Source organism: uncultured Paracoccus sp., from assembly GCF_937873615.1.
Classification (GTDB): domain Bacteria; phylum Pseudomonadota; class Alphaproteobacteria; order Rhodobacterales; family Rhodobacteraceae; genus Paracoccus.
The window spans coordinates 245,826-271,123 of the sequence record NZ_CALMYP010000017.1 but is presented as its reverse complement, the minus strand read 5'-3'; the positions used below and the strand labels follow the sequence as shown (position 1 = coordinate 271,123).

General features: G+C 64.9%; 32 protein-coding genes. 19 read left to right on the top strand and 13 right to left on the bottom strand.

Going from position 1 to position 25,298, the window contains the following annotated elements; translation table 11 throughout:
• Window positions 1-69: 69 nt before the first annotated feature.
• Window positions 70-2,337, top strand: coding sequence for an FdhF/YdeP family oxidoreductase (locus Q0330_RS06245; protein WP_299476017.1), 2,268 nt, complete (start codon window positions 70-72; stop codon window positions 2,335-2,337).
• On the opposite strand, the gene Q0330_RS06240 is transcribed toward Q0330_RS06245, so the two are convergent.
• A complete protein-coding gene (locus Q0330_RS06240) occupies window positions 2,324-2,578 on the bottom strand; it encodes a hypothetical protein (RefSeq protein ID WP_299476014.1) in 255 nt (84 codons plus the stop codon). The two genes, Q0330_RS06245 and Q0330_RS06240, sit on opposite strands and share 14 nt — an antisense overlap.
• Before the next feature lie 93 nt (window positions 2,579-2,671).
• Here Q0330_RS06240 and Q0330_RS06235 point away from each other — a divergent pair, with 93 nt between their 5' ends.
• From Q0330_RS06235 to gluQRS, 3 genes are all read left to right on the top strand, one after another.
• On the top strand, window positions 2,672-2,821 hold the full coding sequence (locus tag Q0330_RS06235) for a hypothetical protein (protein ID WP_299476012.1): 150 nt from the start codon (window positions 2,672-2,674) through the stop codon (window positions 2,819-2,821).
• Window positions 2,822-3,000: 179 nt separating this feature from the next.
• Complete coding sequence (gene trmFO, locus Q0330_RS06230; RefSeq protein WP_299476010.1) at window positions 3,001-4,335, top strand: methylenetetrahydrofolate--tRNA-(uracil(54)-C(5))-methyltransferase (FADH(2)-oxidizing) TrmFO; 1,335 nt, start codon at window positions 3,001-3,003, stop codon at window positions 4,333-4,335.
• Window positions 4,317-5,144, top strand: coding sequence for a tRNA glutamyl-Q(34) synthetase GluQRS (gene gluQRS / locus Q0330_RS06225; protein WP_299476008.1), 828 nt, complete (start codon window positions 4,317-4,319; stop codon window positions 5,142-5,144). Before trmFO ends, gluQRS begins: the two co-directional genes overlap by 19 nt.
• On the opposite strand, the gene hisI is transcribed toward gluQRS, so the two are convergent.
• The gene (hisI, locus tag Q0330_RS06220) at window positions 5,130-5,492 is read right to left on the bottom strand and encodes a phosphoribosyl-AMP cyclohydrolase (protein WP_299476005.1); all 363 of its coding nucleotides are present in this window, start codon (window positions 5,490-5,492) and stop codon (window positions 5,130-5,132) included. The genes gluQRS and hisI overlap by 15 nt on opposite strands.
• Window positions 5,493-5,550: 58 nt before the next feature.
• Between hisI and Q0330_RS06215 the strand changes: the two genes are divergently transcribed.
• Genes Q0330_RS06215 through Q0330_RS06205 form a run of 3 tightly spaced genes read left to right on the top strand, consistent with a single transcriptional unit; the run spans window position 5,551 to window position 6,898 of the window.
• Window positions 5,551-5,991, top strand: coding sequence for an iron-sulfur cluster assembly scaffold protein (locus Q0330_RS06215; protein ID WP_299476002.1), 441 nt, complete (start codon window positions 5,551-5,553; stop codon window positions 5,989-5,991).
• A 60-nt stretch (window positions 5,992-6,051) separates the two neighbouring features.
• Complete coding sequence (locus tag Q0330_RS06210) at window positions 6,052-6,579, top strand: MarR family transcriptional regulator (RefSeq protein ID WP_299475999.1); 528 nt, start codon at window positions 6,052-6,054, stop codon at window positions 6,577-6,579.
• Window positions 6,560-6,898 carry a DUF6616 family protein gene (locus Q0330_RS06205; protein ID WP_299475997.1) on the top strand — a complete coding sequence of 113 codons (339 nt, stop codon included), beginning with the start codon at window positions 6,560-6,562 and terminating at the stop codon, window positions 6,896-6,898. Before Q0330_RS06210 ends, Q0330_RS06205 begins: the two co-directional genes overlap by 20 nt.
• Before the next feature lie 64 nt (window positions 6,899-6,962).
• Here the strand turns inward: Q0330_RS06205 and Q0330_RS06200 are convergent, their stop codons facing one another.
• Complete coding sequence (locus Q0330_RS06200; protein ID WP_299475995.1) at window positions 6,963-7,610, bottom strand: 50S ribosomal protein L25/general stress protein Ctc; 648 nt, start codon at window positions 7,608-7,610, stop codon at window positions 6,963-6,965.
• 145 nt (window positions 7,611-7,755) lie between these two features.
• Between Q0330_RS06200 and Q0330_RS06195 the strand changes: the two genes are divergently transcribed.
• Entirely contained in the window at window positions 7,756-8,271 is a 516-nt protein-coding gene (locus Q0330_RS06195) for a DinB family protein (RefSeq protein ID WP_299475993.1), read from the top strand.
• A 52-nt stretch (window positions 8,272-8,323) separates the two neighbouring features.
• Here the strand turns inward: Q0330_RS06195 and Q0330_RS06190 are convergent, their stop codons facing one another.
• Window positions 8,324-9,448 (bottom strand): TRAP transporter substrate-binding protein, encoded by a 1,125-nt coding sequence (locus tag Q0330_RS06190; RefSeq protein ID WP_299475991.1) that lies wholly within the window; start codon window positions 9,446-9,448, stop codon window positions 8,324-8,326.
• Between the two features lie 274 nt (window positions 9,449-9,722).
• Between Q0330_RS06190 and Q0330_RS06185 the strand changes: the two genes are divergently transcribed.
• The 3 genes from Q0330_RS06185 to Q0330_RS06175 all read left to right on the top strand — a co-directional run bounded on the left by Q0330_RS06185 (window position 9,723) and on the right by Q0330_RS06175 (window position 12,603).
• Complete coding sequence (locus Q0330_RS06185) at window positions 9,723-10,601, top strand: ABC transporter permease (protein ID WP_299475989.1); 879 nt, start codon at window positions 9,723-9,725, stop codon at window positions 10,599-10,601.
• Window positions 10,598-11,404, top strand: a complete 807-nt coding sequence (locus Q0330_RS06180; protein ID WP_299475987.1) for an ABC transporter permease — start codon at window positions 10,598-10,600, stop codon at window positions 11,402-11,404. The genes Q0330_RS06185 and Q0330_RS06180 overlap by 4 nt, the downstream gene beginning before the upstream one ends.
• A gap of 107 nt (window positions 11,405-11,511) precedes the next feature.
• Window positions 11,512-12,603, top strand: coding sequence for an ABC transporter ATP-binding protein (locus Q0330_RS06175; RefSeq protein ID WP_299476103.1), 1,092 nt, complete (start codon window positions 11,512-11,514; stop codon window positions 12,601-12,603).
• Between the two features lie 3 nt (window positions 12,604-12,606).
• On the opposite strand, the gene Q0330_RS06170 is transcribed toward Q0330_RS06175, so the two are convergent.
• The 3 genes from Q0330_RS06170 to Q0330_RS06160 all read right to left on the bottom strand — a co-directional run bounded on the left by Q0330_RS06170 (window position 12,607) and on the right by Q0330_RS06160 (window position 14,920).
• On the bottom strand, window positions 12,607-12,951 hold the full coding sequence (locus tag Q0330_RS06170) for an MmcQ/YjbR family DNA-binding protein (protein ID WP_299475985.1): 345 nt from the start codon (window positions 12,949-12,951) through the stop codon (window positions 12,607-12,609).
• A 72-nt stretch (window positions 12,952-13,023) separates the two neighbouring features.
• Window positions 13,024-14,310, bottom strand: coding sequence for a homoserine dehydrogenase (locus tag Q0330_RS06165; RefSeq protein WP_299475983.1), 1,287 nt, complete (start codon window positions 14,308-14,310; stop codon window positions 13,024-13,026).
• Window positions 14,311-14,401: 91 nt separating this feature from the next.
• Complete coding sequence (locus Q0330_RS06160) at window positions 14,402-14,920, bottom strand: hypothetical protein (RefSeq protein ID WP_299475981.1); 519 nt, start codon at window positions 14,918-14,920, stop codon at window positions 14,402-14,404.
• Between the two features lie 110 nt (window positions 14,921-15,030).
• Here Q0330_RS06160 and Q0330_RS06155 point away from each other — a divergent pair, with 110 nt between their 5' ends.
• Window positions 15,031-15,558, top strand: coding sequence for a DUF4174 domain-containing protein (locus Q0330_RS06155; RefSeq protein WP_299475979.1), 528 nt, complete (start codon window positions 15,031-15,033; stop codon window positions 15,556-15,558).
• Window positions 15,559-15,645: 87 nt separating this feature from the next.
• On the opposite strand, the gene Q0330_RS06150 is transcribed toward Q0330_RS06155, so the two are convergent.
• Together Q0330_RS06150 and Q0330_RS06145 are read right to left on the bottom strand one after the other, a co-directional pair.
• The gene (locus tag Q0330_RS06150; protein ID WP_299475977.1) at window positions 15,646-16,224 is read right to left on the bottom strand and encodes a hypothetical protein; all 579 of its coding nucleotides are present in this window, start codon (window positions 16,222-16,224) and stop codon (window positions 15,646-15,648) included.
• A 155-nt stretch (window positions 16,225-16,379) separates the two neighbouring features.
• Complete coding sequence (locus Q0330_RS06145) at window positions 16,380-16,604, bottom strand: YMGG-like glycine zipper-containing protein (RefSeq protein WP_299475974.1); 225 nt, start codon at window positions 16,602-16,604, stop codon at window positions 16,380-16,382.
• 56 nt (window positions 16,605-16,660) lie between these two features.
• Between Q0330_RS06145 and Q0330_RS06140 the strand changes: the two genes are divergently transcribed.
• Window positions 16,661-17,026 (top strand): hypothetical protein, encoded by a 366-nt coding sequence (locus tag Q0330_RS06140; RefSeq protein WP_299475972.1) that lies wholly within the window; start codon window positions 16,661-16,663, stop codon window positions 17,024-17,026.
• 68 nt (window positions 17,027-17,094) lie between these two features.
• Here Q0330_RS06140 and Q0330_RS06135 read toward each other — a convergent pair whose 3' ends face one another.
• From Q0330_RS06135 to Q0330_RS06125, 3 genes are all read right to left on the bottom strand, one after another.
• Window positions 17,095-17,499 (bottom strand): hypothetical protein, encoded by a 405-nt coding sequence (locus tag Q0330_RS06135; protein WP_299475970.1) that lies wholly within the window; start codon window positions 17,497-17,499, stop codon window positions 17,095-17,097.
• Between the two features lie 86 nt (window positions 17,500-17,585).
• Window positions 17,586-17,726, bottom strand: coding sequence for a hypothetical protein (locus Q0330_RS06130; protein WP_299475968.1), 141 nt, complete (start codon window positions 17,724-17,726; stop codon window positions 17,586-17,588).
• Between the two features lie 161 nt (window positions 17,727-17,887).
• Window positions 17,888-18,544 (bottom strand): DUF6497 family protein, encoded by a 657-nt coding sequence (locus Q0330_RS06125; RefSeq protein ID WP_299475966.1) that lies wholly within the window; start codon window positions 18,542-18,544, stop codon window positions 17,888-17,890.
• Window positions 18,545-18,811: 267 nt separating this feature from the next.
• On the opposite strand from Q0330_RS06125, the gene alr reads away from it, so the two are divergent.
• From alr to Q0330_RS06095, 6 genes are all read left to right on the top strand, one after another.
• A complete protein-coding gene (gene alr / locus Q0330_RS06120; RefSeq protein WP_299475964.1) occupies window positions 18,812-19,840 on the top strand; it encodes an alanine racemase in 1,029 nt (342 codons plus the stop codon).
• A complete protein-coding gene (locus Q0330_RS06115; RefSeq protein WP_299475962.1) occupies window positions 19,837-20,604 on the top strand; it encodes an ABC transporter permease in 768 nt (255 codons plus the stop codon). The genes alr and Q0330_RS06115 overlap by 4 nt, the downstream gene beginning before the upstream one ends.
• Entirely contained in the window at window positions 20,601-21,329 is a 729-nt protein-coding gene (locus Q0330_RS06110; RefSeq protein ID WP_299475960.1) for an ATP-binding cassette domain-containing protein, read from the top strand. The genes Q0330_RS06115 and Q0330_RS06110 overlap by 4 nt, the downstream gene beginning before the upstream one ends.
• A 110-nt stretch (window positions 21,330-21,439) precedes the next feature.
• Window positions 21,440-22,546 carry a PhoH family protein gene (locus Q0330_RS06105; RefSeq protein ID WP_299475958.1) on the top strand — a complete coding sequence of 369 codons (1,107 nt, stop codon included), beginning with the start codon at window positions 21,440-21,442 and terminating at the stop codon, window positions 22,544-22,546.
• Complete coding sequence (gene ybeY / locus Q0330_RS06100) at window positions 22,539-23,027, top strand: rRNA maturation RNase YbeY (RefSeq protein ID WP_299475956.1); 489 nt, start codon at window positions 22,539-22,541, stop codon at window positions 23,025-23,027. Before Q0330_RS06105 ends, ybeY begins: the two co-directional genes overlap by 8 nt.
• Complete coding sequence (locus Q0330_RS06095; protein WP_299475954.1) at window positions 23,024-23,938, top strand: hemolysin family protein; 915 nt, start codon at window positions 23,024-23,026, stop codon at window positions 23,936-23,938. The genes ybeY and Q0330_RS06095 overlap by 4 nt, the downstream gene beginning before the upstream one ends.
• Before the next feature lie 46 nt (window positions 23,939-23,984).
• Here Q0330_RS06095 and Q0330_RS06090 read toward each other — a convergent pair whose 3' ends face one another.
• A complete protein-coding gene (locus Q0330_RS06090) occupies window positions 23,985-25,169 on the bottom strand; it encodes an NnrS family protein (RefSeq protein WP_299475952.1) in 1,185 nt (394 codons plus the stop codon).
• Window positions 25,170-25,298: the final 129 nt, after the last annotated feature.

Genomic DNA, 25,298 nt, shown 5'->3' with positions numbered 1-25,298 from the left:
AAGGTTGTAACGCAAGGCTTGATCCCGCACCCGATCCGGGTTGCAATGGTTCATCAGGGGAGGCCGATCATGTCCGACAAGAAGCCGCGTTACAGCACATATGAAAGTCCGGCCGGCGGTTGGGGTGCGGCTGCGGCCACCGCGAAGGTGCTGATCGAGCAGAGCGTGGTCACCAAGGGCTCGCGCGCTTTGCTGGAGATGAACCAGCCCGGCGGCTTCAAATGCCCGAGCTGCGCCTTTCCAGACCCGACCCATCGCAAGAAGCTGGAATTCTGCGAGAATGGGGTGAAGGCACTGGCGCATGAGGCGACACGGCGGCGGCTGACGCGCGAATTTTTTGCAGATCACAGCGTGACCGAACTGGCGGCAGAAAGCGACTACTGGCTGGAAATGCAGGGCCGGCTGACCGAGCCGATGCGCTATGACGCCGCCACCGATCACTATGTTCCGGTGTCATGGGACGAGGCATTTGCCATGATCGGCCAGCATCTGCGTGCCCTTGGCGATCCGAATCAGGCTGAGTTCTATACCTCGGGCCGAACCTCCAACGAGGCAGCTTTCCTGTTCTCGGTTTTCGTCCGTGAGTTCGGCACCAACAATTTCCCCGACTGCTCCAATATGTGCCACGAACCGACAAGCCGGGGCCTGCCGCCCTCGATCGGCATCGGCAAGGGCACGGTCATCATGGAGGATTTCGACGCCACCGAGGCGATCTTCATCTTCGGGCAGAATACCGGCACAAACTCGCCCCGGATGATGTCGAACCTGGTCGAGGCGCGAAAGCGCGGCGTGCCTGTCATCGTTGTCAACCCGATGCCGGAACGCGCGCTTATCGAGTTTACCGATCCGCAGGATATCCGTCAGATGGCGCTGCTGCGTCATACTAACATCGCCAGCGAGTTCGTTCATATCAAGATCGGTGGCGACCTGGCCCTGCTGAAAGGGATGATGCGGGCGCTCATCGAGGCTGACGACGCGGAAGGCGGGGTTCTGGATCACGCCTTCATCGCCGAACATACCGATGGGATAGATGCCCTGCGCGCCGACATCATGGCTCAGGACTGGCCCGAGATCGTGGCCGCATCCGGACTGAGCGAGGCGCAGATCCGCGATTGCGCGCGGATCTATGCGGATTCGAAGGCGACCATGATCGCCTATGGCATGGGCCTGACCCAGCACCAGAAAAGCGCCCAGCTTTTGCAGCAGGTCGCGAACCTGCTGCTGCTCAAGGGGAATTTCGGCAAGCCCGGCGCCGGCATTGCGCCGATCCGTGGCCACTCGAACGTGCAGGGCGACCGCACCGTCGGCATCGACGAAAAGCCGACCGCCGCCTATCTGGACCGGCTGGCCGAGGTCTTCGGCTTCCAACCCCCGCGCGAGCATGGTCATCACGTCGTCGAAACCCTGCGCGCGATGGAGGAGGGCTCGGCCCGGGTCTTCATCGGCATGGGCGGCAATTTCATCCGTGCCGTTCCCGATACGCCGCGGGCCGAGGCCGCGATGCGCAAGCTCGACCTGACAGTCGGCATAGCCACCAAGCTGAACCGGGGTCATCTCGTCCATGGCCGCGATGCCCTGATTCTGCCGGTCGTCGCCCGCTCCGAGGTGGTTCGCACGACCAAGGGCGAGCAATTCGTGACCACCGAGGATGCGATGTCCAATGTCACCGCCTCGCGCGGCCCGTTGGAACCCGCTTCGGAACACCTGCTGCCAGAGGTCGAGATCGTCTGCCGCATGGCCATGGCCAGCTTGCCGGACAGCGTCGTGCCATGGGCGGATTACATCGGCGATTACGACCAGATCCGCGACCGCATCGCCGATGTCTATCCGGCGATCTATGCCGATTTCAGCAAACGCATTCAGGCCCCGGATGGCTTTCACCTCGACGTGCCGCCCCGCCAGCGGATCTGGCGCACGCCGAATGGCAAGGCGAATTTCCTGATCCTGCCGGGGCTGTCGATGAATGACGATCTGGCAGATCCCGAGATGCTGCGCCTCGCCACGATCCGCTCTCACGATCAGTTCAACACCACGATCTACAGCTATAACGACCGTTATCGCGGCATTCACGGCGACCGCATGGTGCTGTTCATGAATGCCGAGGACATGGAAGCGCGCGGCATCCCCAATGGCGCCAAGGTCACCGCCGAGACGATCAGCGACGATGGTCGCCTTCGCCAGGTCGGGGGGCTGACAGCTTTGAAATATCCGCTGCCGCGCGGCGCCACGGCGGGCTACTTCCCCGAGTTGAACCCGCTTCTGGCCCTGGATCATTACGATCGCATCTCGGGCACGCCCGCCGCCAAGTCGATCCCGATCCGGGTCAGGGCGGATTGATCCGGGCGGGACCAAGCCAGAACCGCGCGCCCTCGCGAGTATTTTCGCGCATTGACTGAAGGTCATCGCATCCGGCCAGAGCGGGCCGGTCACCGATATCTGTCTGGCCATACCTTTGCCGCCGATGCCGTTGGGTGGGACGCCATTGGCGGCGTTTCCCGATAATCCCCGGCTGCGCGACCTGTTCGGACCCCATGCGCAGATCCATGCCTGTCGAACAGAGCAGGAAATCGCCGCTCATTTCGGTGTGTCCGGGCTGCTCTTGCCGCTGTTCGACTAGGTCGACACAAGCGCGACATGGCTGGCCGGATATACTGGCGATCATGCCGGTGCCGTGCGCTATATTGCCGGTCTGATCGGCGGCACCGAGGGCGGGTTGAACCAGACCTTGAGCAAGGCGCTGAAGGATGCGGGCACGCATGAGGCGCTTGAAAACGGACTGGACGGCCTGCGCAAGGGCTTGGGCCTGCCGGAGGTATCTTGAAGGCTGGATGCCATGTCCACCCATTGATCCATCGCGCCCGACGGGGTGCCTGTTCCGATCTCACCGGATCGTTCGTTTGCCGAAGGGTCGCTGCCCAACGACGCGACATGCCCTGAAGCCGGGCCGGATCTGCAAGCCAAATCTTGCGCCGGGCGCCCACAAGCATTAGCTCGGCGCCCATGGAACCCGTTCACATCATCGGTGCCGGCCTCGCCGGATCAGAGGCCGCCTGGCAGATCGCCCGCGCCGGCATTCCCGTCATCCTGCACGAGATGCGCCCATCGGTCGAAACCTTCGCCCACAAGTCGGGCGATTTCGCGGAAATGGTCTGCTCGAACTCCTTCCGCTCGGATGACGACCAGAACAATGCCGTCGGGCAGCTGCACTGGGAAATGCGGCAGGCGGGTGGCCTCATCATGGCCATGGCCGACCGCCACAAGCTGCCCGCAGGCGGCGCGCTTGCCGTGGATCGCGAGGCGTTTTCGGCCGATGTGACCAAGGCGCTCCGGGCCGAGCCGCTGGTCAGCGTCGAGCCGGGCGAGATCACCGAATTGCCGCGCGAGGGCCGCTGGATCGTCGCCACCGGACCGCTGACTTCGGCAGCACTCGGGGCGGCGATCCGGGCCGAGACCGGGGCGGAATCGCTGGCCTTCTTCGATGCCATCGCCCCCATCGTCTATGCCGAGACCATCGACATGGACATCGCCTGGCGGCAGTCGCGCTATGACAAGGGCGAGACCGAGGAAGAACGCACCGCCTATATCAACTGCCCGATGACCAGGCCCGAATACGAGGCCTTCATCGACGCCATGCTGGCGGCGGACAAGGCCGAGTTCCACGAGGGCGAGACCGCCGGCTATTTCGACGGCTGCCTGCCCATCGAGGTGATGACCGAACGCGGCCGCGAAACCCTGCGCCACGGCCCGATGAAGCCCGTGGGGCTGACCAATGCCCATAAGCCGGACGAGAAACCCTATGCCGTGGTCCAGCTTCGGCGGGATAATGCCTTGGGGACGCTCTATAATATTGTTGGTTTCCAGACCAAGATGAAATACGGCGCCCAGACCGAAGTCTTCCGCATGATCCCCGGCCTGCAGAATGCCCAGTTCGCGCGGCTTGGCGGCATCCATCGCAACAGCTTCCTGAACTCGCCGACGCTGCTCGACGACAGGATGCGGCTGCGGGCGCGGCCGAACCTGCGCTTTGCCGGGCAGGTGACGGGCGTGGAAGGCTATGTCGAAAGCGCCGCGATGGGGCTGCTTGCGGGTCGGATGGCGGCGGCGGAGGCCAGGGGTGCGGACCTTGCGCCGCCGCCCGGCACCACCGCCATGGGTGCGCTGATCCATCACATCACCGGCGGGGCGGAGGCGAAGACCTTCCAGCCGATGAACGTGAATTTCGGGCTTTTCCCGCCCATCGAGGCCAAGGCCGGACGGCGCGGCCGCAAGGACCGCTACCCGGCCTATACCAACCGCGCCAAGGACGATTTCACCGCATGGCTGGCCGGGCAGTAACCCGCTTCGCGCCCTCGCCCACGGGGCTGTTGCATCTGGGCCATGCCTATTCGGCGCTTGTCGCCGCCGGGGCCGGGGGGATGCTGCTGCGGATCGAGGATATCGACCGTGCCCGCTGCAAGCCGGAATATGAGGCCGCCATCTTCGAGGACCTGCATTGGCTCGACCTCGACTGGCCAGAGCCGGTGATGCGGCAATCGGACCGGTTGGGGATCTATCAGCAGGCGCTGGATCATCTCTCGGGTCTCGGCGTCACCTATCCCTGTTCCTGCACGCGCGGCGATATCAGGGCGGCGCTGTCGGCCCCGCAGGAAGGCGCGCCGATCCTCGGGCCGGACGGGCTGGTCTATCCCGGCACCTGTCGCGGGCGCGACATGCGCAGGCTGGTCAAGGGCGACGTGATCCGGCTGGATGCCGGGCGGGCTTTCGATATGCTGGGCGATAACATGCTGAATTTCCGTGATAACGGGTCGTATGTAATGACGCGGGACGCGTTTCAGGACGGCATCGGCGACGTGGTGCTGGCGCGCAAGGGGATGGGGACCTCCTATCATCTGTCGGTCGTGGTGGACGACGCGGCGCAGGGGGTGACGCTGGTCACGCGCGGGCAGGACCTGTTCGCATCCACATGGGTCCATGTGCTGCTGCAGCGCCTGCTGGACCTTGAGACGCCGGAATACCGCCACCACCGGCTGATAAGGGACGAGGCCGGCAAGCGGCTGGCCAAGCGCGACGATGCGCGCAGCCTGCGAGAGTTGCGCGGGCAGGGTGCAAGCCCCGACGATATCCGGGCGCTAGTCGGCCTCTAGCGGGGCCATGATCTCGACCTCGGCGCCGTCGCGGATCGCGGTATAGAAGCAGCTGCGCCGGTTGGTGTGGCAGGCCGGCCCGGCCTGTTCGACCAGCACCAGCAGGCAGTCGCGGTCGCAGTCGACGCGCATCTCGACCAGTTTCTGCACATGGCCCGATGTTTCGCCCTTGACCCAGAACCCCTGCCGCGAACGCGACCAATAGGTCACCCGCCCGGTCTTTAGCGTGCAGGCCACGGCCTCGGCATTCATCCAGGCCATCATCAGGACTTCGCCGGTCGCGGCCTCCTGCGCGATGGCGGGGATCAGCCCATTGGCGTCGAAGCGAAGTGTCGCGGGGTCGAACATCGGCTTTCCTTTCGGGGTCTCGCTGCCTATCTAGGCCCTAAGAGACCGGAGGAAAACCATGTCCGACGCCGATATGATGCAGCTTTATTCGAAGCGGATCCTCGCGCTGGCGGCGGATATCCCGCATCTCGGCAGGATCGAGGGCGCCGAGGGCAGCGCCATGAAACGCTCTCCGCAATGCGGGTCGACGGTCACGGCGCATGTGCGGATGAAGGACGGGCGCGTCGAGGATTTCGGGCAGGAGGTCCGCGCCTGCGCGCTTGGCCAGGCCTCGGCCGGGGTGCTGGGGCAGGCGGTGATCGGCGCCAGCCGCGAGGAGATTGCGAAGGGCACCGAACAGCTTAGCGCCATGCTGAAGGAAGCCGGACCGGTCCCGGATGCGCCCTGGGCCGGGCTGGAAGTGCTGATCCCGGCGCGGGACTATCCCAATCGTCACGCCTCGATCCTGCTGAGCTGGCAGGCGGCGCTGGAGGCGATAGATCTGGCTGAGAGCGGCTGAAATCGGCCAGGCAGGGATTCGGACTTGAATTGAATTAGGTGCCAGATTATATGGCGGCTTATGGAATTGGAGCAAAAATACCGGGCATTGATGTCCTCGGCGGGCGCAGCGGCGGGAGAGATGCGGATCTGTTTCGAGATCCTCTCGCTCGCCGGCCAGATCGACCGGGCCTGCGCGGTGCGGCTGGCGCCTTATCGTCTGTCGGAAAGCAAGTTTCTGCTGTTGTCGCTGTTGCGTGACGAGCCTGACGGGGCCGCGCCTCATGTCCTTGCCGATCTGGCCGGGGTGACGCGGGCAACCATGACCGGCCTGCTGGATGGGATGGCGCGCGACGGGCTGATCACGCGCAGCCACGATTGCGAAGACCGGCGCAAGATGATCGTTCGCCTTACACCGGCCGGCAAGGCGCTGGCAGGGACACTTGGGGACGAACATCTGCGCTGGATCTCGTCACTTTGCAGCGGGCTTGGCCCCGAGGATCGCCGGATGTTGAGCGCGCTGCTGGAACGGGTCCGTCAAAGCGCCGGTCTGGCGCCGGATCAATCGTCGACTGAAAGGAATTCGGAATATGACGCATTACCTCGTTGAACTCTATTCGCCGAAACCAACCTGGGCGGCGCTGGATGCGGCAGGACGGGCCGCCTTCTTTGAAGAAATCGGTGCCGGCATGGGCGCGCTTGTCGAAATGGGCGTGGCACCCCTGACATTGTCCGAGGTCGAGGCCGGCTTTGACAATCCGGCACAGCAGCGCTTTCTGGCGATCTGGCGCTGCCCGGACAAGGCTGCGGCAGAAGCGCTCGTTTCCGGCATTTCTGCCTCGGGCTGGCACGATTATTTCGAAACCGTCAACGCGGTGGGGGCCGAGGCCGGGCTGGAGGCGCATCTGGCCCAGCTTGCAGAACTGTAGGGGCAGGGAAAAAGAAAAAGGCGGCGCCGATGCGCCGCCCTTCTGGTCGTCTATCCGGCGAAGATCACTCTTCGGCGGCTTCCTCGGCGGGCGCTTCGGCAGCGGCATCGTCAGAGCCGGCCTCATTCTCTTCCGAGACCAGGGCCGAGGGCGCGGCGATATTGGCGATGACGAAGTTGCGGTCGGTGGTCGGCTTGGCGCCGGCCGGCAGCTTCACGTCGCCGATATGGATCGAATCGCCGATCTCGTGACCCGAGAGGTCCACGATCACGCTTTCCGGGATGTCGCCGGCGGTCACGTTCAGCTCGACTTCCGGGCGCACCGTCACCAGCGTGCCGCCGCGCTTCAGGCCGGGGCAGGTGTCGGCGTTGATGAACTCGACATGGATGAACAGGTTCACCTTCGAGGTGCGGCGCAGGCGCATGAAGTCGATATGCGTCGGCAGGTCCTTGACCACGTCCTTCTGAACGGCGCGGCAGATCACGCGCACGTCTTCCTGGCCGTCGACCTTCAGGTTCCACAGCGTGGACATGAAGCGACCGGCGCGAAGCTTGGTCAGAAGCTGGTTGAAGTCGAACTGGACGGCGACCGGGTCCTTGTGGTCGCCATATACGATGCCGGGCACCTTGCCGTTACGGCGAGCTTGACGGGCGGCCCCCTTGCCTGTCCCCGTACGTGCCTCGGCCACCAGATCTGGGATCGTCTTGGCCATGATATTTCCTTTCAAGATAAGCGGTCTCCTCCAAGGGTGAGACCGAAGCCGCGCGCATAGCAGGGTTTGCCGGGTTTGAAAAGGCCCTCGACGGCGGGCAACCCCCAGCCTAGCTCTTATGGCAGGGAATGCGATGGAGGGTGCGATGGCTGACCAAGACTATGCCTTGCTGATGGCCAGATACAACGCCTGGCAGAATGACAGCCTGATGGCAGCGGCGGATGGCCTGTCCGAGGATGAGCGGCAGCGGGATCGCGGGGCCTTCTTCCGCTCCATCGCCGGCACGCTGTCGCATCTTTACTGGGGCGACCGGACCTGGATGTCGCGCTTTGCCGGAACCGAGCCGCCGGGCTGCGGGATCCCTGATTCGGCTGCGATGTTCGGGGACTGGGACAGCTATTGCCTGGCGCGACGGCAATTCGACCAGCGCATTCTGGACTGGGCGCATGAGGTTGCGCCGGACTGGTTTGCAGGCGATCTGACCTGGTATTCCGCTGTGGCAGGGCGCGAAGTCACCAAACCCCGCAGCATCCTGATTGTCCATCTGTTCAACCACCAGACCCATCATCGCGGGCAGGTCCATGCCATGCTGACCGCAGCCGGCGCGCGGCCCGATGATACCGATCTTTTCCTCATGCCTGAACGCTATCGGGCGATGTGAGCATGAAAAAAGGGCGCCCCGAGGGACGCCCTTTGCCGTTCCTGCGATCCGCTTACAGCGTGCCGTTGCGCTGCTGGATCATCATGAAGGTGTCATAGGTGTATTCCGCGGTCTGGTTGTAGAGATACCAGTCGTTGCGGAAGGCCTTGATCGAGGACCAGATCTTGTTCCAGTTCTCGTTATTGGCGTCGAGTTCTGCATAGACCTCGTTCGCGGCCTTGTAGAAGGCCTCCATGACATCCGGCGGGAAAGGACGCAGTTGCGCGCCGCCGGCGACCAGCTCTTTCAGGGCCGTCGGGTTCTTCCAGTCGTATTTCTGCAGCATGTCGGCATCTTCGGCCTGACAGGCGGTGCGCAGGATGGCCTGGTAATGGGCCGGCAGCGCCTCGTACTTCTCCTTGTTGAACAGGAAGTGGACCGTCGGGCCGCCTTCCCACCAACCGGGATAGTAGTAATAGGGCGCGACCTTGGCGAAGCCGAGCTTCTGGTCGTCATAGGGGCCGACCCATTCGGCGCCGTCGATGGTGCCCTTTTCCAGCGCCGGGTAGATGTCGCCGCCGGCGATCTGCTGCGGCACGACGCCCAGCTTCTCGGCCACGGCGCCGGCAAAGCCGCCCAGACGGACCTTGAGGCCCTTCAGGTCTTCGACGGTGTTGATCTCCTTGCGATACCAGCCGCCCATCTGGGCACCGGTATTGCCGCCCGGCAGGCCGAACAGGTTCTGCGTCGCCAGGAATTCGTTGAACAGGTCGATCCCGCCGCCGTGATACTGCCAGGCGTTCATCGCCCGGGCCGACAGGCCGAAGGGCACGGCCGCGCCAAGCGCCCAGGTCGGATCCTTGCCCCAGTAATAATAGGACACGGTATGCGCCGCATCCACGGTGCCCTCGCTGGCGGCATCGGCAGCCTGCAGGCCGGGCACGATCTCGCCGGCGGCGAAGACCTGGATCTTGAACTTGCCATCGGTGGCGTCGCTGACCATCTGCGACATCACTTCGGCGCCACCATAGATGGTGTCGAGCGATTTCGGGAATGACGAGGTCAGGCGCCAGTTCACTTCCGGCGCTTCCTGGGCGATGGCCGGGGCGGCCAGCGTCGTCGCGGCGGCGGCAGACGCGCCCCCGATCGTCGCATGGGCCAGGAAACGACGGCGGTTGAGTTTGGATTTATCGGTCATGTGTCCTCCACAAGCGCGGGGTTCGAATGGCCCCGCTTGGCAGGTAATGTGCATACCCGCCGCCCCGCTGTCGAGACGAAAGACCGCACGGATTGGAAAAAACCTTCGACATATCGAGCTTTACTTTGCGTCATTCAGTTGACGCTGCGGCAGGCCCTCCGAGTCTGCGCAAATGCCGGGCAATCGGGCCTCGGAGTGCATCCGGACTTGCAATCGCGGCTTTTCAACCCCGCCTTGGCTTTATATTCTCGGGTTGTTGGTGCCTTGGGGAGTCATGATGTCCGCACCCCGTTTCGACGCCGAAGCGCGTCAGGGTCTGGCGATGATCTCGCCGCCGCTCGTCTATGCGCTGCTGCTGCTGGCCGCGCCGCTTCTGACGATTCTCGCCTATTCCTTCTTCAAGGACGGCTATCTTGAGGTCATCCGCGAGTTCACCCTGGACAATTACCGCACCGCTCTGAGCGACCCGGTCTTTCACAAGGTGATGCTGCGTTCGGTCGTGGTGGCCATGCTGGTGACGCTGGTGACGGTGGTGCTGGCCTTCCCGGTCGCCTATTTCCTGTCCTTCGCCGTCCGCGCCGAGCGCAAGGCGATGTGGCTGTTTCTGATCACCATTCCGTTCTGGACCTCGTATCTGATCCGGGTCTTCCTGTGGAAGGTGATCCTGGCCGAGAACGGGGTCGTCAATTCGCTGGTGACGCTGCTGCCCTTCGTGGATCACTCTCCCTTCGGCAACATGCTTTACAATGTGCAGGCGATGGTGGTCACGCTGGCCCACGCCTATGCGCCCTTCGCCATCCTGCCGATCTATGTGGCGCTGGAGAAGATCGACCGCTCGCTGCTGGAGGCCGGGCAGGATCTGGGCGAATCGCGGCTGATGACTTTCTGGCGGGTGACGCTGCCTTTGGCCATGCCGGGGGTGATCGCGGCCACGCTGATCGTCTTCATCCCGACCATCGGCGATTACGTCACCCCGGAACTGATCGGCGGCGGCAAGACGCCGATGATCGCGAATATGGTGCAGGCGAACATGCTGGCGCTGGATAACCGGCCGATGGGCTCGGCGCTGGCGGTGACGGCCATGGTGATCGTGACCATCGTCAGCCTGATCTTCCTGTTCCTGAACCGCCGCTTCCTGAAGGTGCGCCAATGAAATCCGGTGGCCTGCGCCTTTATGCGATCCTCTATCTGGCGTTTCTTTATGCGCCGATCCTGCTTCTGCCGCTTTTCGCCTTCAACGACGGCACCATCATCGCCTTTCCGCTGAAGGGCTTCACCACCGAATGGTTCGGCCAGATGATCGCCAACCAGACCCTGCGCCGCGCCTTCACCAATTCGCTGACCATCGCGCTGACCGCGGCGCTGCTGGCGACCTGCCTCGGCATCTTTGCCGCCCGCGCCTCGACCCGGTTCAACTTCCCCGGCAAGACCCCGGCCATGGGGCTGATCATGCTGCCGCTTGTGCTGCCCGAGATCATCGTCGCCATGTCGCTTCTGGTGGTGCTGCTGGCCGTGGGCATTCCGCTGTCGATCTTCACCGTGATCCTCGGCCATACTCTGATCTGCATGCCCTATGCGATCGCCATCCTGTCCACCGCCTTCAGCAGCCTCGACAAGTCGCTGGAGGAAGCCGCCTATGACCTCGGCGAAACGAAATGGAGCGCGTTCCGCCTGGTCATCCTGCCCCTGGTGATGCCGGGCATCGTCTCGTCGCTGCTGATGAGCTTCACCATCTCGCTCGACGAGTTCATCATCGCCTTCTTCCTGGCCGGGAACGAGCCGACGCTGCCGACCTATATCTTCAGCCAGCTGCGTTTCCCGAAATCCGTTCCGGTGATGATGGCGCTCGGCACCGTGCTGGTGGTGCTCTCGGTGCTGCTTCTGACCGTCGCCGAATATTTCCGCCGTCGCGGCGTCGCCCGCACCGGCCAAAAAGACCATGGGGGTTTCCTGTGAACGATACGACCAAGGCGCTCACGCCGGACCCTGCCAATCCGCCCAAGCCCGCCACGCGCAGCAGCAAGGCGGCCAGCCGCTATGCCGAATTGCAGGCGGCGAAGCCGATGATCGAATGCCGAGATGTGCACAAGTATTACGGCGATTACCACGCGCTGCGCGGCATCGACCTGACCATCCGCGAGGGCGAGTTCTTCTCGCTTCTCGGGCCCTCGGGCTGCGGCAAGACCACGCTGCTGCGCACCATCGCCGGGTTCGAGGATATCTCCTCTGGCGTGGTGCTGATCGACGGCGGCGACATGGCCGATGTGCCTGCGAACAAGCGCCCGACCAATATGGTCTTCCAGTCCTATGCCATCTTCCCGCATCTGAGCGTGGCCGAGAATGTGGCCTTCGGGTTGCGCCGCGACCCGCGCCCGAAGGCCGAGAAAGCCGCCGCTGTCGAGGAGGCGCTGAAAATGGTCGGCCTGACCGGCTATGGCACGCGCGCCGCACACGCCCTGTCCGGCGGTCAGCGGCAGCGGGTGGCGCTGGCACGCGCGCTGATCCTGAAACCCAAGGTGCTGCTGCTCGACGAACCGCTCTCGGCGCTCGACCGCAAGATGCGCGAGCAGATGCAGGTGGAGCTTATCAAGCTGCAACGCCAGGTCGGCATCACCTTCGTCCTCGTCACCCATGACCAGGAGGAAGCGCTTGTCATGTCCGACCGCATCGCGGTCATGTTCGAAGGCGGCATCGCCCAGTTGGACGAGGCCGAGACGCTCTATTCCCGGCCGGTCAGCCGCCGGGTCGCGGATTTCATCGGGGTGATGAACTTCCTGCCCGCGACCGTCCTGGGCGAGGAGGCCGAGAATATCCGCGTCGATGTCGAAGGCCTGGGCGAGATCGACATCCCCCGTGCCCAGATCGCCGGCAAGGACGATGACGACCCGATCATGATCGGCTTCCGCCCCGAGGCGGTGAATGTCTTCCCCGAAGGCCAGCCCCAGACCGCGCCGCGCCAGAACGGCGGCACCATCGACGAGGTGGTCTATTACGGCGACATGACCTATTACGATGTCCGCCTGGACGAGGAAGACGGCACCCGTTCCGAACCCGTCCGCATCTCCATGCGCAATGTCTTCGGTCGCGACATTCCCTGCGTGGGCGAACGCGTCACCGTCGGCTGGTCGCCCTCCAGCATGATCCTGTTCCGCTAGAGCCTATTCCAGCGGCGCCAGCCCGGCCTGCAGTTTCTTCGGCAGGCTGGCGCGGATGGTCCGATAGGATTGCCCGATCCGGTGCGCCAGCTCGTCGCGCGCCGCATCGCAATCCAGCGACACCCAACTGCGATGCATATAGGGGGCCTTCGCGGCCACGCCCGCGTCGATCAGCATGGTGGCGGTCTCGATACTGTCGCATTTGACCGAGACCCGCTCCTCCATCGCGCCGATCAGCGCGAAGATCTTGCCGCCGACCTTCCAGCAATCATGCCCGCCGCCCCAGGGATCGGAACATTCCGCCCCCGGGAAACCGCTGCATATCTCGTTGACCAAGGCCCGACTCATGCCTGCACCCTAACATCTTCTTCTGTGCGAAAATACCTCGGGGGTCCGGGGGCGGCGCCCCCGGTCCTGCGCTCAGACCTCTTCGATCCGCAATTCCACCGGATCCTCGGCAATGACGCCGGTCTTCGGCAGTTCCGCAATCGCGTGGTCGATGGCGTCGGGGGTGGTCTTGTGGGTGACGATCAGCACCGGGGCCGGGCCGTCCTCGTGATCGTATTGCCGCATCCGGTGGATCGAGATCCCGGCATCGCCCAGCACGGTTGCCACCTTTGCCAGCGCCCCCGGCTTGTCGAGAAGCGCCAGCCGCAGGTAATAGGCCGCCGGCACCGCGGTGCGGGCGGGCTGGGCATGGGTCAGCCGGTCGGCGGGCTGGCCGAAGACCGGCATACGCACCCCGCGCGCCAGTTCGACCACGTCGGACATGACCGCGCTTGCCGTCGGGCCTTCGCCGGCCCCGGCACCGCGCAGGACGATCTGGCCGACGCTGTCGCCCTCGATCACCACCATATTGGTGCCGCCCTGCAATTGCCCGATCGGGCTGTCGGCCGGCACCAGGCAGGGCGACATGCGCTGTTCCAGCCCGCGCGCCGTCATCTGGGCCACGCCCAGAAGCTTGATGCGGTAATCCATGTCGGCGGCGCGGCGGATATCGTCGATGCTGACCCGCTCGATCCCCTCGATCTCGACCGCGTCGAAATCGACCTGGGTGCCGAAGGCGATGGAGGACAGGATGGCCAGCTTGTGGCTGGCGTCGATCCCGCCCACATCCAGCGTCGGGTCGGCCTCCAGATAACCCAGTTGGCGGGCTTCCTCGAAGACGGCCTCATAGGGCAGACCGGCACTTTCCATCCGGGTCAGGATGTAATTGCAGGTGCCGTTCATGACCCCCATGACCCGGGTGATGCGGTTGCCGGCCATGGATTCGGTCATCGTCTTGATGATCGGGATGCCACCGGCGACGGCGGCCTCGAAGCGGATCGCCCGGCCGGTTTCCTCGGCCAGTTCGGCCAGTTCCTGCCCGTGAATGGCCAGCAGCGCCTTGTTGGCGGTGACCACATCCTTGCCGGCCCGCAGGGCCGCCTCGACCGAGGCCCGCGCGATGCCCTCGTCGCCGCCGATCAGCTCGACATAGACATCGACATCCTCGCGCGTGGCAAGCGCCACCGGATCCTCGACCCACTCATAGGAGGACAGGTCCGCATCGCGGTTCTTCATCCGGTCGCGGGCGCTGATCGCGGTGATCGCCACGGGCCGGCCCGAGCGCGCCGCCAGCAGGTCGGCATGTTTCTGGATGATCTTGACGACACCGATCCCGACGGTGCCAAGCCCGGCGATGCCAAGCCGAAGGGGGGCAGACATGGAAGCCTCGTTTTTCGCTTGCTCAGCCTGTTAGCGCGACCCGGGCGCCGTTGCAACGCGACATGCGCGCCGCCGGGGCCATCGCGGGCGGCTAGTCCTCGTCATGGCCGACCCATTCGCCCTCGATCCCGGTTGCGCGCATGATCGAGACGATGCGCGCGGCAGCCTCCAGCGTGCTCTCGTGGATATCGGCGATCTCTTCGGCGCTGAGATCGCCGGGAAAGATCTCGCCCTTGGTGTTCAGGAAAGACGGATGCCAGCGGCCCGGTATATCGGTCGGCTTCCACGAGGCATGGCAGAGCATGTTGCGATTATAGCGGATCTGGCGCAGGTCGCGGGCCAGATCGTCGCGGCCACGCAGCTCGGCATTGCCCATCTGCTTGACGAACTGGTCGATCAGCGTGCCGAGCGTGTCATCGGCCAGATCCTCCATCCGGCGCAGCCAGGCCTTCAGCGCGCGGTCGTCGGGGCGCTTGCCCAGCCCGCTCAGCGACAGGGCGAAGATGGCGCGTTTCAGCGCCTCCTCCAGAAAGCCGAAGCCGGAAATGGCATGACCGAGTGCGGCGGCGAAGTCGTCGGGCAGGCGGTCGGGGGCACGAGATATCGACATGCTGAATTGGTAGCCGAGGCCGCAGCCGGCCTCCAGCCCCGATCTTCGGATGCCGGCGATCCTTTCGCTTCCGCCGCGATTGCCTATATTCAGCAACGGAAGGAGGCGCGATGCCGAGATTTTTCATTTTCGCCGTCATGGCCCTGCTGGTCGGGGCGATGGGCTCGGGTGGCGATCCCTCGCCGCCGTCGCGGGTCAACCCACCCTCGGCGGCAGATGTCGATGCTGCCCAGTCCGCGCCGCGCGAGGCACCCGAAGCTGCCGCATCCGTCAGCCTGCATGTCCTGCCGGCCATGGAATCCGCGCCCGAGGAGTTCCTCTGGCAGGCGCGCCCGGTGGTGATCTTTGCCGATACCGCCGCCGATCCGGCGTTTCAGCTGCAACTCGAACGCCTGCAGGCGCGGCCCGAGGCGCTTCTGGAACGCGATGTGGTCGTGATCACCGATGCCGATCCTTCCGAAAACAGCCTCTGGCGCCAGAAGCTGCATCCGCGCGGCTTTTCGCTGGTCATCATCGACAAGGACGGGCAGGTGAAGCAGCGCAAGCCCCAGCCCTGGAGCGTGCCGGAAATCGCCGCCGCCATCGACAAGTTCCCGCTGCGCCGCGAGGAGATCGGGCGCGCCCGCCTGATGCCGTGAATCTTGCGAAAATCGCAGGGATCGCCTATATCTGAGTAGAGCAGCAGGGAGATTGCGTCATGTCCGCAACCTACACGCCCAAACCGATCAAGGTCCGGACAGGCCCGCGTCCGGGTTACTGACGGTTCTGCGACCGTCCACATTGGACAGGATCGCCGCCAAGGCGCCTTCGCCCAGTTCGATGGCGCCCAGCTTCATCGAGATATAATCGCGATACATGGCCGCCGCGCGTCCGGTGCCGATCTTCACCGTATCGAGCGCCCGCAGATCGGCGATCATCGCTGAAATCGCATTCAACTGGCTATAGTAGAGCACGACCGGATCCACCGTATCGCGGGGCAGGATGTGCAATTCGCCGACGATGGCACGGAAGATCGCGTCGTTATGCTCGGTCGGGATGACCGGGAAATAGCCGCGCTCGGTCTCGATCCGATGGGCAATCTCGGCGCCGTATTCCTCGATATGGTCGCGCTGCAGCACCGCCAGATAGGCGCGGATCTCGGCATAGAGCGCGCGTTGCACGTCGCGCACCCGTTCGGCGCGCAGCTTGGCGTCGCGCTTGCGGTTCTGCAAGGCCACCACCCACCAGCCTGTTGCGATGAACAGCCCGGCAATGACGGCCGATTGCGCCTGCGGGGCGAGAATCTGGTCAAGCGGCGGCGTCATCGAATGGGGCAGGCTCCGGTCGGGCGAGGTGGTCGCAGGGATCAGATTAGCCCGACTTCCCGGCCAAGGCGAGAGAGCAGGAACGAAAAACGCCGCCCAACTGCATTGCGGGGCGGCGCGCCGTTTCTTTCACAGGGGCGGTTGGCGCCTGTCGATTACTGGCAAAGTCTCACATCGTTACACAGTGCGCCGGCAGCGGCACCGATGGCCGCGCCCTTGTAGACATCGCTTTCATCCTTGTCGGCGACATGGGCGATGGTCGCGCCCGCCGCAGCACCGATGGCGGCGCGGTCGATATCGGTCGGGTTTATGTTCTGGGTGCAGCCGGCCAGGCCGAGCGCGAACAGAACGGCCGTGACCGGAATGTGAAGTTTGCTCATGTGGGTTCTCTGGTTTCGGGGACCGTATCGATCCTCAAGCGGTAAAGGTCGTCTGAATGACGGCGGCAGGGTGCGCCGCCGCCAGAATCATCAGCGGATTATTGGCAAACGCCCGCATCGTCGCAAAGCGCGCCGGCTGCCGCACCGAGAACGGCGCCGGTTCCGACGTCTTCGTCAAATGCCTTGGCGGCAACGGCACCGGCACCGGCACCGATCAGCGCGCGTTGCGCATCGGGGGACATCGTGGTGCCGCCATAGCCCTGCTGGCAGGCCGAAAGGGCGGCGACGGCGAAAACTGCGCCAACGAGGCGGAGAGAGGTCTTGATCTGCATGTAACACTGCCTTCTGGTTTGAAGCGCCCTTTTCCGGGCGCGATTGTTGTGATTGTGAATTTGTCACAATGCACCTGCCGAGAAAACTGACAAGCGCGTGAAATGTTCCATCACGACCGAGAGATTGTCTTCCGGTCGTGTTCCCGCCGGGGATGAACTCAGTCCTCGTCCTCGGGGAATTCGTCGTCCCAATCCTCTGGCCAGTCCTCCTCGACCGCGTCGCTGGCGAAAAGCTCGGGGAAACTGGCTTCGGCCTTGGCCATGTCGACGCGGAAAAGCTGTTCGTAAGAGGTCGCGTCGAGCTTGCCGACGGCGACCACCTCGCGGCCCAGAAGCCATGACAGGCGACCGGCATCGAGATTGCCGCGCTCGAATTCCTCTTCGCCGAAATGGGCGATGAGCGCGCCCAGAAAGCCCGCATCGGCACGCCGGTCGGCGGCGCTGCGGTCGCGATAGCGTTCGCGGGCGACCAGCTTGGTGGCACCCTTCGGATTGCCACGACGAATGGTGAACTGGTAGTCCGTGGACGGAAGCCGAGAGGGGAAACCCCGATGTTTCAACATGGTCTGAACATCTCTTTCAGATGGTCTTGCGCTGCCAGAGGCGTTCGCACGGGCAGCCGAACCGCCCGCGCGCCCGGCGGTCGGGATCAGTTGGCGCCGTATTTGCCCTGATAGACCGGCTCCTGCGTGACCGGGACGACCGGCGAGGTGGTGATTTCCGGCTCACGCGGCTGGCAAGCGGCGAGAACGCCCAGGGCCACGAGGGCGAGCGCGATTTTTTTCGACATTGTCTGCTCCTGTAAACGGGGCTTTTCGCCCCTTTTTGTCGATTATGGCCACGCGACATGCGCGGACGCCCTGATTCTAGGCAAGATTGTGGCGCGGCGATAGCGGGGCGCATCTGGCCCCGGCGCGACTTCGCCTATCTGTGGCCGCCTTGCATCAACACCTAAAGCGGCTGCCAGACACATTCGTCGCGGTCGCGCGGCAGGCTGAAGGCCTCGAAAAGCTGCACCGCGCCGGGTTCCAGCCCGGTGCTGTCCAACATCCGGTCAGAGAGCGAGATCACGATTTCGGTCGGGCGGGGTCCGGGGTTGGCGATGCGGGGCAGAACGAAATGCTGACAGAGCCACACGATATCGTCATGCATTGGATCGCGAAGCAGGCTTTCGGGGGCGGGCGGCAGCACGAAATCGCCGGTCGGCAGGTCATCTGCCGAATCGTCGGCCGGCGCGTCCTGGATCGAGATGACCGGCGTCTGGTCCAGTTCGGAAGCCGAGATCAGTCCTTCGCCAAGCGCATCGCGGATGATGATCGCCGCACCGCCTTCTGCCTCTGCCAACTCATCCAGCGCCTCCATCTCCTCCTCGGTCAGCTCCTCCATCGGGGCCGGGGCGGCCATAGGCACCAGATTGGCCAGATCGGGGGCGACGAAGCGGAAGCGATAGGTCAGCCCATGCGTGCCGGGCGTGCCCGTGACCATGTCCTGCCAATAGATCGGCTGCCCCGAAGGCACATCGAGGGCAGGGCCGCTCAATTCGGTGGCATGGCCGGGCAGGCTCAGCAAGGCAAGCGAAAGTGGCAGAACAGAGGTGAGTTGGTTCATGATGGTTGACGCGACCTATTCTGTTCCGTGAAGGCCCGAAGAAGGGAACCGCGCACAGCGCGCGGAACCGCTTGCCTCGGTGGCACCGACGGGATTTTGCGCCCGCAGGCGAATCTGTTTGGGGCAGTCTAACAGCCGGACGGAACCGGGCTAATGGCGTCCACAAGGGAAATGCCGGCTCTGTTGCAAGGATGCAAACACATCTTGGTGATCGGGTCTGCGACCGGCAATCTTGACGCGGGGCGGGCGATGGGGGAAAGCGGGCGCATGGGACTTCAGATAGATCTTGCGGCCATTCAGGCCAATTATCGCGCGCTCGCTGCGCTGGCACCGGCGGCGCGGGCGGCCGGGGTGGTGAAGGCGGACGGCTATGGGCTGGGCGCGGGACCGGTGGCGAAGGCGCTTGCCGATGCCGGGGCGCAGGATTTCTTCGTCGCACTGGCCTCGGAAGCGGTGCCGGTGCGGCAGGCGGTCGGGCAGGGGCCGCGCATCTTCGTGCTCTCGGGGCATATGGCCGGTGCCGATCTGCGCCATGCCATCCCGGTCCTGAACAGCCCCGAGCAGTATTTCCACGACCGCGCCACCCGGCCCGGGCAGCCCTTCGCGATCCAACTCGATACCGGCATGAACCGGCTGGGGTTCGAGCCCGGCGAATGGGCCGGCCTGAAATCCGAGATCCTGGCCGCCGGTCCCGAACTGGTCATGTCGCATCTGGCCTGCGCGGATGAGCCGGATCATCCGATGAACCCGCGCCAGCTTGCCGCCTTCCGCGAGATGACCGAGGGCGTGACCGTTCCGCGCAGCCTGGCGGCCACCGGAGGTACCCTGCTTGGCCCCGAATATCATTTCGACATCACCCGCCCCGGCATCGGCCTTTACGGCGGGCTGCCCTTCGCCAAGGCAGAGCCGGTCGTGCGCCTGTCCCTGCCGGTGATCCAGACCCGAGAGGTCGCGCCGGGCGAGACGGTGGGCTATTCGAATACCTGGACCGCCGGGAAGCCGACGCGTGTCGCCACACTCGCGGCGGGCTATGCGGACGGGCTGCACCGCACCCTGTCCTCAAACGGGAACCGCCCGCGCATCGACCTGTTCGCCGGTGAAACCCGTTGCCCGATCATCGGGCGGGTGTCGATGGACCTGATCACCGCCGATGTCTCGGCCCTTGGCACGGTGCCCGACGCGCTCGATCTGATCTGTCCCGCGCAGCCCGTCGATGCCGTGGCCGCAGCCATGGGGACCATCGGTTACGAGGTGCTGACCTCGCTCGGGTCGCGCTACCAACGCCAGTTCGCATGAGCCTGTCCACCCCCGTTGCCCTGACCGGGCGGGCCGCGCTTGGCCTGACCCGGCTGATCGGGCGGGTGGCGATCTTCGCCAGCCGCAGCCTTGCCAGACTGCCCGAGCCGCGCGAATTCCTGCGCCAGCTGATCCAGATCGGCTGGCTGTCGCTGCCGGTGGTCGGGCTGACGGCGCTGTTTACCGGCGCGGCACTGGCCTTGCAGATGTATTCCGGCGGTCAGCGCTTCTCGGCCGCAGAGGTGGTGCCGGCGGTCGTCGCCATCGGCATGGCACGAGAGCTTGGCCCGGTTCTGGGCGGGCTGATGGTGGCGGCGCGCGTGGCCTCCTCGATCGCGGCCGAGATCGGCACCATGCGCGTGACCGAGCAGATCGACGCGCTTGTCACCCTGTCCGCCGATCCGCAGCGCCATCTGGTGACGCCGCGCCTTTGGGCCGCGATCCTTGCCGTGCCGATTCTGGTCGGCGTGGGCGACGTGATCGGGATCATGGGCGGCTGGATCGTCGGCACCCAATCGCTTGGCTTTACCTCGGCGGCCTATATCAAGGGCAGCTGGTCCTTCCTTGAAAGCTGGGACGTGGTCTCGGGGCTGCTGAAAGGGGCGGTCTTCGGGCTGATCGTGGCGCTGTCGGGCTGCTGGTTCGGCATGAATGCGGGACGTGGTGCTGCGGGCGTGGGGCGGGCCACGAAATATGCCGTGGTCGCCGCCGCCGTCGGCATCTTCGCGGCGAATTTCGCCATGACCGGGCTGTTCTTCGGATGAGCCCGGTTCTGGAAACGCGCGGCCTGTGCAAGGCCTTCGGCAGCCAGCAGGTGCTGGCCGGGGTCGATCTGGCGGTGGAAAAGGGCGAAAGCCTTGTCGTGATCGGCCAGTCGGGCACCGGCAAATCGGTGCTGCTGAAATGCATCCTCGGGCTGGAAACGCCCGATGCGGGGCAGGTGCTGTGGCAGGGCAAACCGCTTGATCGCAGGACCCGCGCGGCCTTCCTGGACGGGTTCGGGATGCTGTTTCAGGGGGCGGCGCTGTTCGACAGCCTGACCGTCTGGCAGAACGTGGCCTTCCGGCTGCGCCGCAGGCTGGGCGATGCCGAAGCGCGCCGGATCGCGGTCGAGAAACTGGCCCGTGTCGGCCTTGGCCCCGAGGTCGCCGATCTGCACCCGGCGGCGCTCTCGGGCGGCATGGCCAAGCGCGCCGGGCTGGCCCGCGCCATTGCCGCCGACCCGCAGGTGATCTTCTTCGATGAGCCGACGACCGGCCTCGATCCGATCCGGGCCGCGCGCATCAATGCGCTGATCCGCGACATCGTCACTGAAACCGGCGCGACCGCCATCACCATCACCCATGACATGACCACCGTGCGCCGCGTCGCCGACCGTGTCGCCATGCTGTCGGGCGGCGGTGTCGTCTGGCAGGGCGACGTGGCCGCGATGGAAGCGGCGCACGAGCCGCATCTGCATGACTTCATTCGTGGCATCTGGCGGCCCTGAAAGCCCGATCCTGTGAAATTTTTGCGACAGATGCGCAGTTTTATCCGCAAACCCTTGTGCAATTGCCTTATGCGCCCCACCATGGGGTGATTGAAAACCCGGAGACCTCATTGGGCCTGACCCCGACCGCACCCGATACCGCCGCGCCACCCGCCGCCTCGCAGGGCGAGACGCTTCTGGAATTTCCCGACAACCGGCTGCTGATCGAGCTTTGCGGCCCCGCCGATGCGCATCTCGCCCAGATCGAGACGGCGCTTGGCATGCATATCCTGCGCCGGGGCAACCTTCTGGCCCTAGTCGGCCCCGAGACCGCCCGCACCGATGCCGCCCAGCTTCTGCAGGCGCTTTATGCGCGGCTCGAACAGGGGCGCCCGGTCTCGCCGGCCGAAATCGACGCCGCTCTGCGCATGGGCCCCGATGCCGAGCCCGCCTCGCTGTCGCCCGACGAGCAGCTGGAGATGTTCGGCAAGGGCCCGATCGAGCTGCGCACCCGCAAGAAGACGGTCGAGCCGCGCACCGATGCGCAGAAGGACTATGTCCGCAACCTCTTTGCCCATGAAATGGCCTTCGGCATCGGCCCGGCCGGCACCGGCAAGACCTATCTCGCCGTCGCGGTCGGCGTGACCATGCTGATCGGCGGCCATGTGGATCGCATCATCCTGTCGCGCCCGGCGGTCGAGGCGGGCGAGCGTCTGGGTTTTCTGCCCGGCGACATGAAGGAGAAGGTCGATCCCTACATGCAGCCGCTCTATGACGCGCTGAACGACTTCCTGCCCGGCAAGCAACTCGCCAAGCTGATGGAGGAAAAGCGCATCGAGATCGCGCCCCTGGCCTTCATGCGCGGGCGCACGCTGTCCAATGCCTTCGTGGTGCTCGATGAGGCGCAGAATGCCTCGACCATGCAGATGAAGATGTTCCTGACCCGTCTCGGCGAAGGCTCTCGCATGGTCATTACCGGCGACCGGTCCCAGATCGACCTGCCGCGCGGGACGCAATCGGGGCTGGTCGATGCCGAGCGGATCCTCGGCCATGTGAAGGGGATCAGCTTCAACTATTTCACCGCCAAGGATGTGGTGCGCCACCCGCTCGTCGCCCGGGTGATTGAGGCTTACGATGCCGACGATGCGGCGGCACTGGCGCGGGGCGAAGACAATTCGCGCGGCAATTACCCGCCGCGCCGGACGCCGGGAAGCGCGCGGAATCAGGCCGATGGCTGAGATCGACACCGTCATCGAGGATGACCGATGGGGCGCGGCGGGGCTTGAGGCTCTGGCCGAACGGGCCGGGCGCGCGGTGCTGGACTGGCTGGGGATGGATGCCGATATCGTGGTGATGGGCTGCGACGATGCCCGCATCGCCGATCTGAACGCCGATTTCCGCGGCAAGCCGCAGCCGACCAATGTCCTGTCCTGGCCGGCGGTCGAGCATGTGGCCCACACCCCCGGCGCCCATCCGCCGCGCCCGGACACGGAGGAATTGGGCGATATCGCCATCGCCTACGAGACCTGCGCGGCTGAGGCACAGGCGCAACACAAGCGGTTCGATGCCCATGTCACGCATTTGCTGGTCCATGCCATTTTGCATCTGGCCGGTTATGACCATCTGAATGACGCTGATGCGAAGACCATGGAGGATGCCGAACGCGCGATCCTTGGCCCGCTTGGCATAGAAGACCCCTATCTGGAGAAGGAAACATGAACAGCGACCCATCGCGAAGTCCCGCGCCCCCCGCCGATATCGGTGCCGATCCAGCCGGATGGGCAGACGGTGTCGGCAGCGAGGGGCGCGACCTGCCTGCATCGCGCGGGTTCCTGGGCCGTCTGTTCGGCGCCTTTTCTAGCGGCGAAGATGCCAATGCCATCCCCGAGGAACACCGCGCGCCCGAGCCGGCGGTGCCGGGTATGCTCAACCTCAGGCGGATGCGGGTCGACGATGTGGCCATTCCCAAGGTCGAGATCGCCGCGGCACCGATCACGGCAAAGCTCGACGAGTTGGTCGAGATGTTCCGCGAGCATGGCTTTTCGCGCATCCCGGTCTTTCGGGGCACGCTGGACAGCCCGCTGGGGCTGATCCATCTCAAGGATCTGGCGCTGAAACACGGCTTTGGCGCCAAGCCCGCCGGCAAGTTCAGCCTGCGCCCGATGTTGCGACCGCTGCTTTATGTGCCGCCCTCGATGCCCATCGGCGTGCTCCTGCAGCAGATGCAGAAGGACCGCATCCACATGGCACTCGTCATCGACGAATATGGCGGCGTCGACGGGCTGGTGACCATCGAGGATCTGATCGAACAGGTGATCGGCGAAATCGAGGACGAGCATGACGAGGTCGAAGGCGGCCTCTGGGTCGAGGAAAAGCCGGGTCAATGGCTGATCCAGGCCCGTGCGCCGCTGGATGAACTGGAACAGGAAACCGGGCTGCGCCTGGTGCCGGGCGAGGAAGACGAGGATGTCGATACGCTCGGCGGGCTGATCTTCATGCTGACCGGCCGGGTTCCGGTGCGCGGCGAGGTGATCCCCCATGACAGCGGCGCCGAATTCGAGGTCGTCGATGCCGATCCGCGCCGGGTGAAGCGGGTGCGGCTGCGGCTGCCCACGGGCGAGACGGCATGACGCCAAGGCCCGAGCCGGACGGTATCGGTTCGGGTCAGGGGCGCGGTCAGCCTCTTGGAAGCGGCGGTCGGGTCAGGATTGGCCAGTAGAGAAGGCAAAAGCCGCCATAGGCCATGATCCAGAGAGTCGCCGATATGTGCAGCAATGCAGTCGCATCCGGCCAGAACCCGGCGGCCAGACGCGCGAAAACGGACAGCGCCAGCGAAATATAGCAGGCGCTCAGTCCCGGCCCGGCGTGAAGTGTGCGGCGGGTATGGCCAAGGCTGGCACGGCTCATCACCGCGAGGGTCGTCATCCCGATGGCGCCAGCCATAAGGACATGGCGGGCGGCAGGTTCGGGGGCGAGGCCCAGCCCTGCGAGGCCTTCGGTCAGGAAGCCTAGGGCCAGCAGCGCATAGGCCATATGAAGCACCCAGACCAATGGCTCGGCGCCGGTAGCCAACCCACGCCAACGCGAGAGGCGCCAGACATGGGCCAGCCCGCAGATCAGGAACAACCACGCCGTGAACGGCCACCCGGGTCCGGCGAAAAAGGCCAGAAGCGTCAGCGCGGTAACGGCCAGCACCAGCCTGTCGGCCCGCCCGAAAGGGACGGGCAGGGCGGTCGCGCCCCGCGCCGCAAGCCAGTTGCGGGTGAAGCTGGGGATGATGCGCCCACCGATCAATGCGATCAGCATCAGCACGGCCGCCAGCCCGAGGCGCATCCCGAGACCGCTTGAGGCCGCAATCCCCCTTGCCGCCTCGATATGGAACAGGCCGTTCGACAGGGCAAAGACCGCGATCAGCCCGGCCACCGGCAGGTTGCGCCAGTTCCGCCCGGCAAGGACTTCGCGCAGGATTACGGCGACCAATGCCACAGGCATGGACAGGTCGAGAACGAGGATCAGCCACCAGTCGAGCGGACTCATGACCGCGATCCGGCCCAGAAGCCAAAGCCCGGACAGTCCCGCCAGCGGCCAGCCGGTTACCGGAAGCCGTCCGGTCCAGTTCGGGACCGCCGTCAGAACGAAGCCGCCGATCACCGCACCGGTATAGCCGAACAGAAACTCATGCGCGTGCCAGCTTGTCGGGTCGAAGGGGCCGGGCAGGTCCAGATGCCCGGTCAGAAACAGCAGCCACAGGACCATGGCCAGAACCGCCCAAAGTCCGGCTGAGAGAAAGAACGGTCGGAACCCATATGAAAACAGCGCGGGGCCCTGCCATTCGCGGATGCGCTTTGCAACCTCGGCCATCAGGTGCCGCTCAGTGCCATGCCGGCTTGGCAGGCAGGTGGTGGCTTGGCGTGGTCTGGACTGTCATTTTCCCCTCCCTGTCGCCCCGACAGCTTATGCCGTCGAGCCGCGTTTGCTTTAATGACTAAT

Coding starts and splice junctions, on each gene's coding strand:
- Q0330_RS06245 (WP_299476017.1), top strand. CDS start 70: ATGTCCGACAAGAAGCCGCGTTACAGCACATATGAAAGTCCGGCCGGC.
- Q0330_RS06240 (WP_299476014.1), bottom strand. CDS start 2,578: ATGAGCGGCGATTTCCTGCTCTGTTCGACAGGCATGGATCTGCGCATG.
- trmFO (WP_299476010.1), top strand. CDS start 3,001: ATGGAACCCGTTCACATCATCGGTGCCGGCCTCGCCGGATCAGAGGCC.
- gluQRS (WP_299476008.1), top strand. CDS start 4,317: ATGGCTGGCCGGGCAGTAACCCGCTTCGCGCCCTCGCCCACGGGGCTG.
- hisI (WP_299476005.1), bottom strand. CDS start 5,492: ATGTTCGACCCCGCGACACTTCGCTTCGACGCCAATGGGCTGATCCCC.
- Q0330_RS06215 (WP_299476002.1), top strand. CDS start 5,551: ATGTCCGACGCCGATATGATGCAGCTTTATTCGAAGCGGATCCTCGCG.
- Q0330_RS06210 (WP_299475999.1), top strand. CDS start 6,052: ATGGAATTGGAGCAAAAATACCGGGCATTGATGTCCTCGGCGGGCGCA.
- Q0330_RS06205 (WP_299475997.1), top strand. CDS start 6,560: ATGACGCATTACCTCGTTGAACTCTATTCGCCGAAACCAACCTGGGCG.
- Q0330_RS06200 (WP_299475995.1), bottom strand. CDS start 7,610: ATGGCCAAGACGATCCCAGATCTGGTGGCCGAGGCACGTACGGGGACA.
- Q0330_RS06195 (WP_299475993.1), top strand. CDS start 7,756: ATGGCTGACCAAGACTATGCCTTGCTGATGGCCAGATACAACGCCTGG.
- Q0330_RS06190 (WP_299475991.1), bottom strand. CDS start 9,448: ATGACCGATAAATCCAAACTCAACCGCCGTCGTTTCCTGGCCCATGCG.
- Q0330_RS06185 (WP_299475989.1), top strand. CDS start 9,723: ATGATGTCCGCACCCCGTTTCGACGCCGAAGCGCGTCAGGGTCTGGCG.
- Q0330_RS06180 (WP_299475987.1), top strand. CDS start 10,598: ATGAAATCCGGTGGCCTGCGCCTTTATGCGATCCTCTATCTGGCGTTT.
- Q0330_RS06175 (WP_299476103.1), top strand. CDS start 11,512: ATGATCGAATGCCGAGATGTGCACAAGTATTACGGCGATTACCACGCG.
- Q0330_RS06170 (WP_299475985.1), bottom strand. CDS start 12,951: ATGAGTCGGGCCTTGGTCAACGAGATATGCAGCGGTTTCCCGGGGGCG.
- Q0330_RS06165 (WP_299475983.1), bottom strand. CDS start 14,310: ATGTCTGCCCCCCTTCGGCTTGGCATCGCCGGGCTTGGCACCGTCGGG.
- Q0330_RS06160 (WP_299475981.1), bottom strand. CDS start 14,920: ATGTCGATATCTCGTGCCCCCGACCGCCTGCCCGACGACTTCGCCGCC.
- Q0330_RS06155 (WP_299475979.1), top strand. CDS start 15,031: ATGCCGAGATTTTTCATTTTCGCCGTCATGGCCCTGCTGGTCGGGGCG.
- Q0330_RS06150 (WP_299475977.1), bottom strand. CDS start 16,224: ATGACGCCGCCGCTTGACCAGATTCTCGCCCCGCAGGCGCAATCGGCC.
- Q0330_RS06145 (WP_299475974.1), bottom strand. CDS start 16,604: ATGAGCAAACTTCACATTCCGGTCACGGCCGTTCTGTTCGCGCTCGGC.
- Q0330_RS06140 (WP_299475972.1), top strand. CDS start 16,661: ATGACGGCGGCAGGGTGCGCCGCCGCCAGAATCATCAGCGGATTATTG.
- Q0330_RS06135 (WP_299475970.1), bottom strand. CDS start 17,499: ATGTTGAAACATCGGGGTTTCCCCTCTCGGCTTCCGTCCACGGACTAC.
- Q0330_RS06130 (WP_299475968.1), bottom strand. CDS start 17,726: ATGTCGAAAAAAATCGCGCTCGCCCTCGTGGCCCTGGGCGTTCTCGCC.
- Q0330_RS06125 (WP_299475966.1), bottom strand. CDS start 18,544: ATGAACCAACTCACCTCTGTTCTGCCACTTTCGCTTGCCTTGCTGAGC.
- alr (WP_299475964.1), top strand. CDS start 18,812: ATGGGACTTCAGATAGATCTTGCGGCCATTCAGGCCAATTATCGCGCG.
- Q0330_RS06115 (WP_299475962.1), top strand. CDS start 19,837: ATGAGCCTGTCCACCCCCGTTGCCCTGACCGGGCGGGCCGCGCTTGGC.
- Q0330_RS06110 (WP_299475960.1), top strand. CDS start 20,601: ATGAGCCCGGTTCTGGAAACGCGCGGCCTGTGCAAGGCCTTCGGCAGC.
- ybeY (WP_299475956.1), top strand. CDS start 22,539: ATGGCTGAGATCGACACCGTCATCGAGGATGACCGATGGGGCGCGGCG.
- Q0330_RS06095 (WP_299475954.1), top strand. CDS start 23,024: ATGAACAGCGACCCATCGCGAAGTCCCGCGCCCCCCGCCGATATCGGT.
- Q0330_RS06090 (WP_299475952.1), bottom strand. CDS start 25,169: ATGGCCGAGGTTGCAAAGCGCATCCGCGAATGGCAGGGCCCCGCGCTG.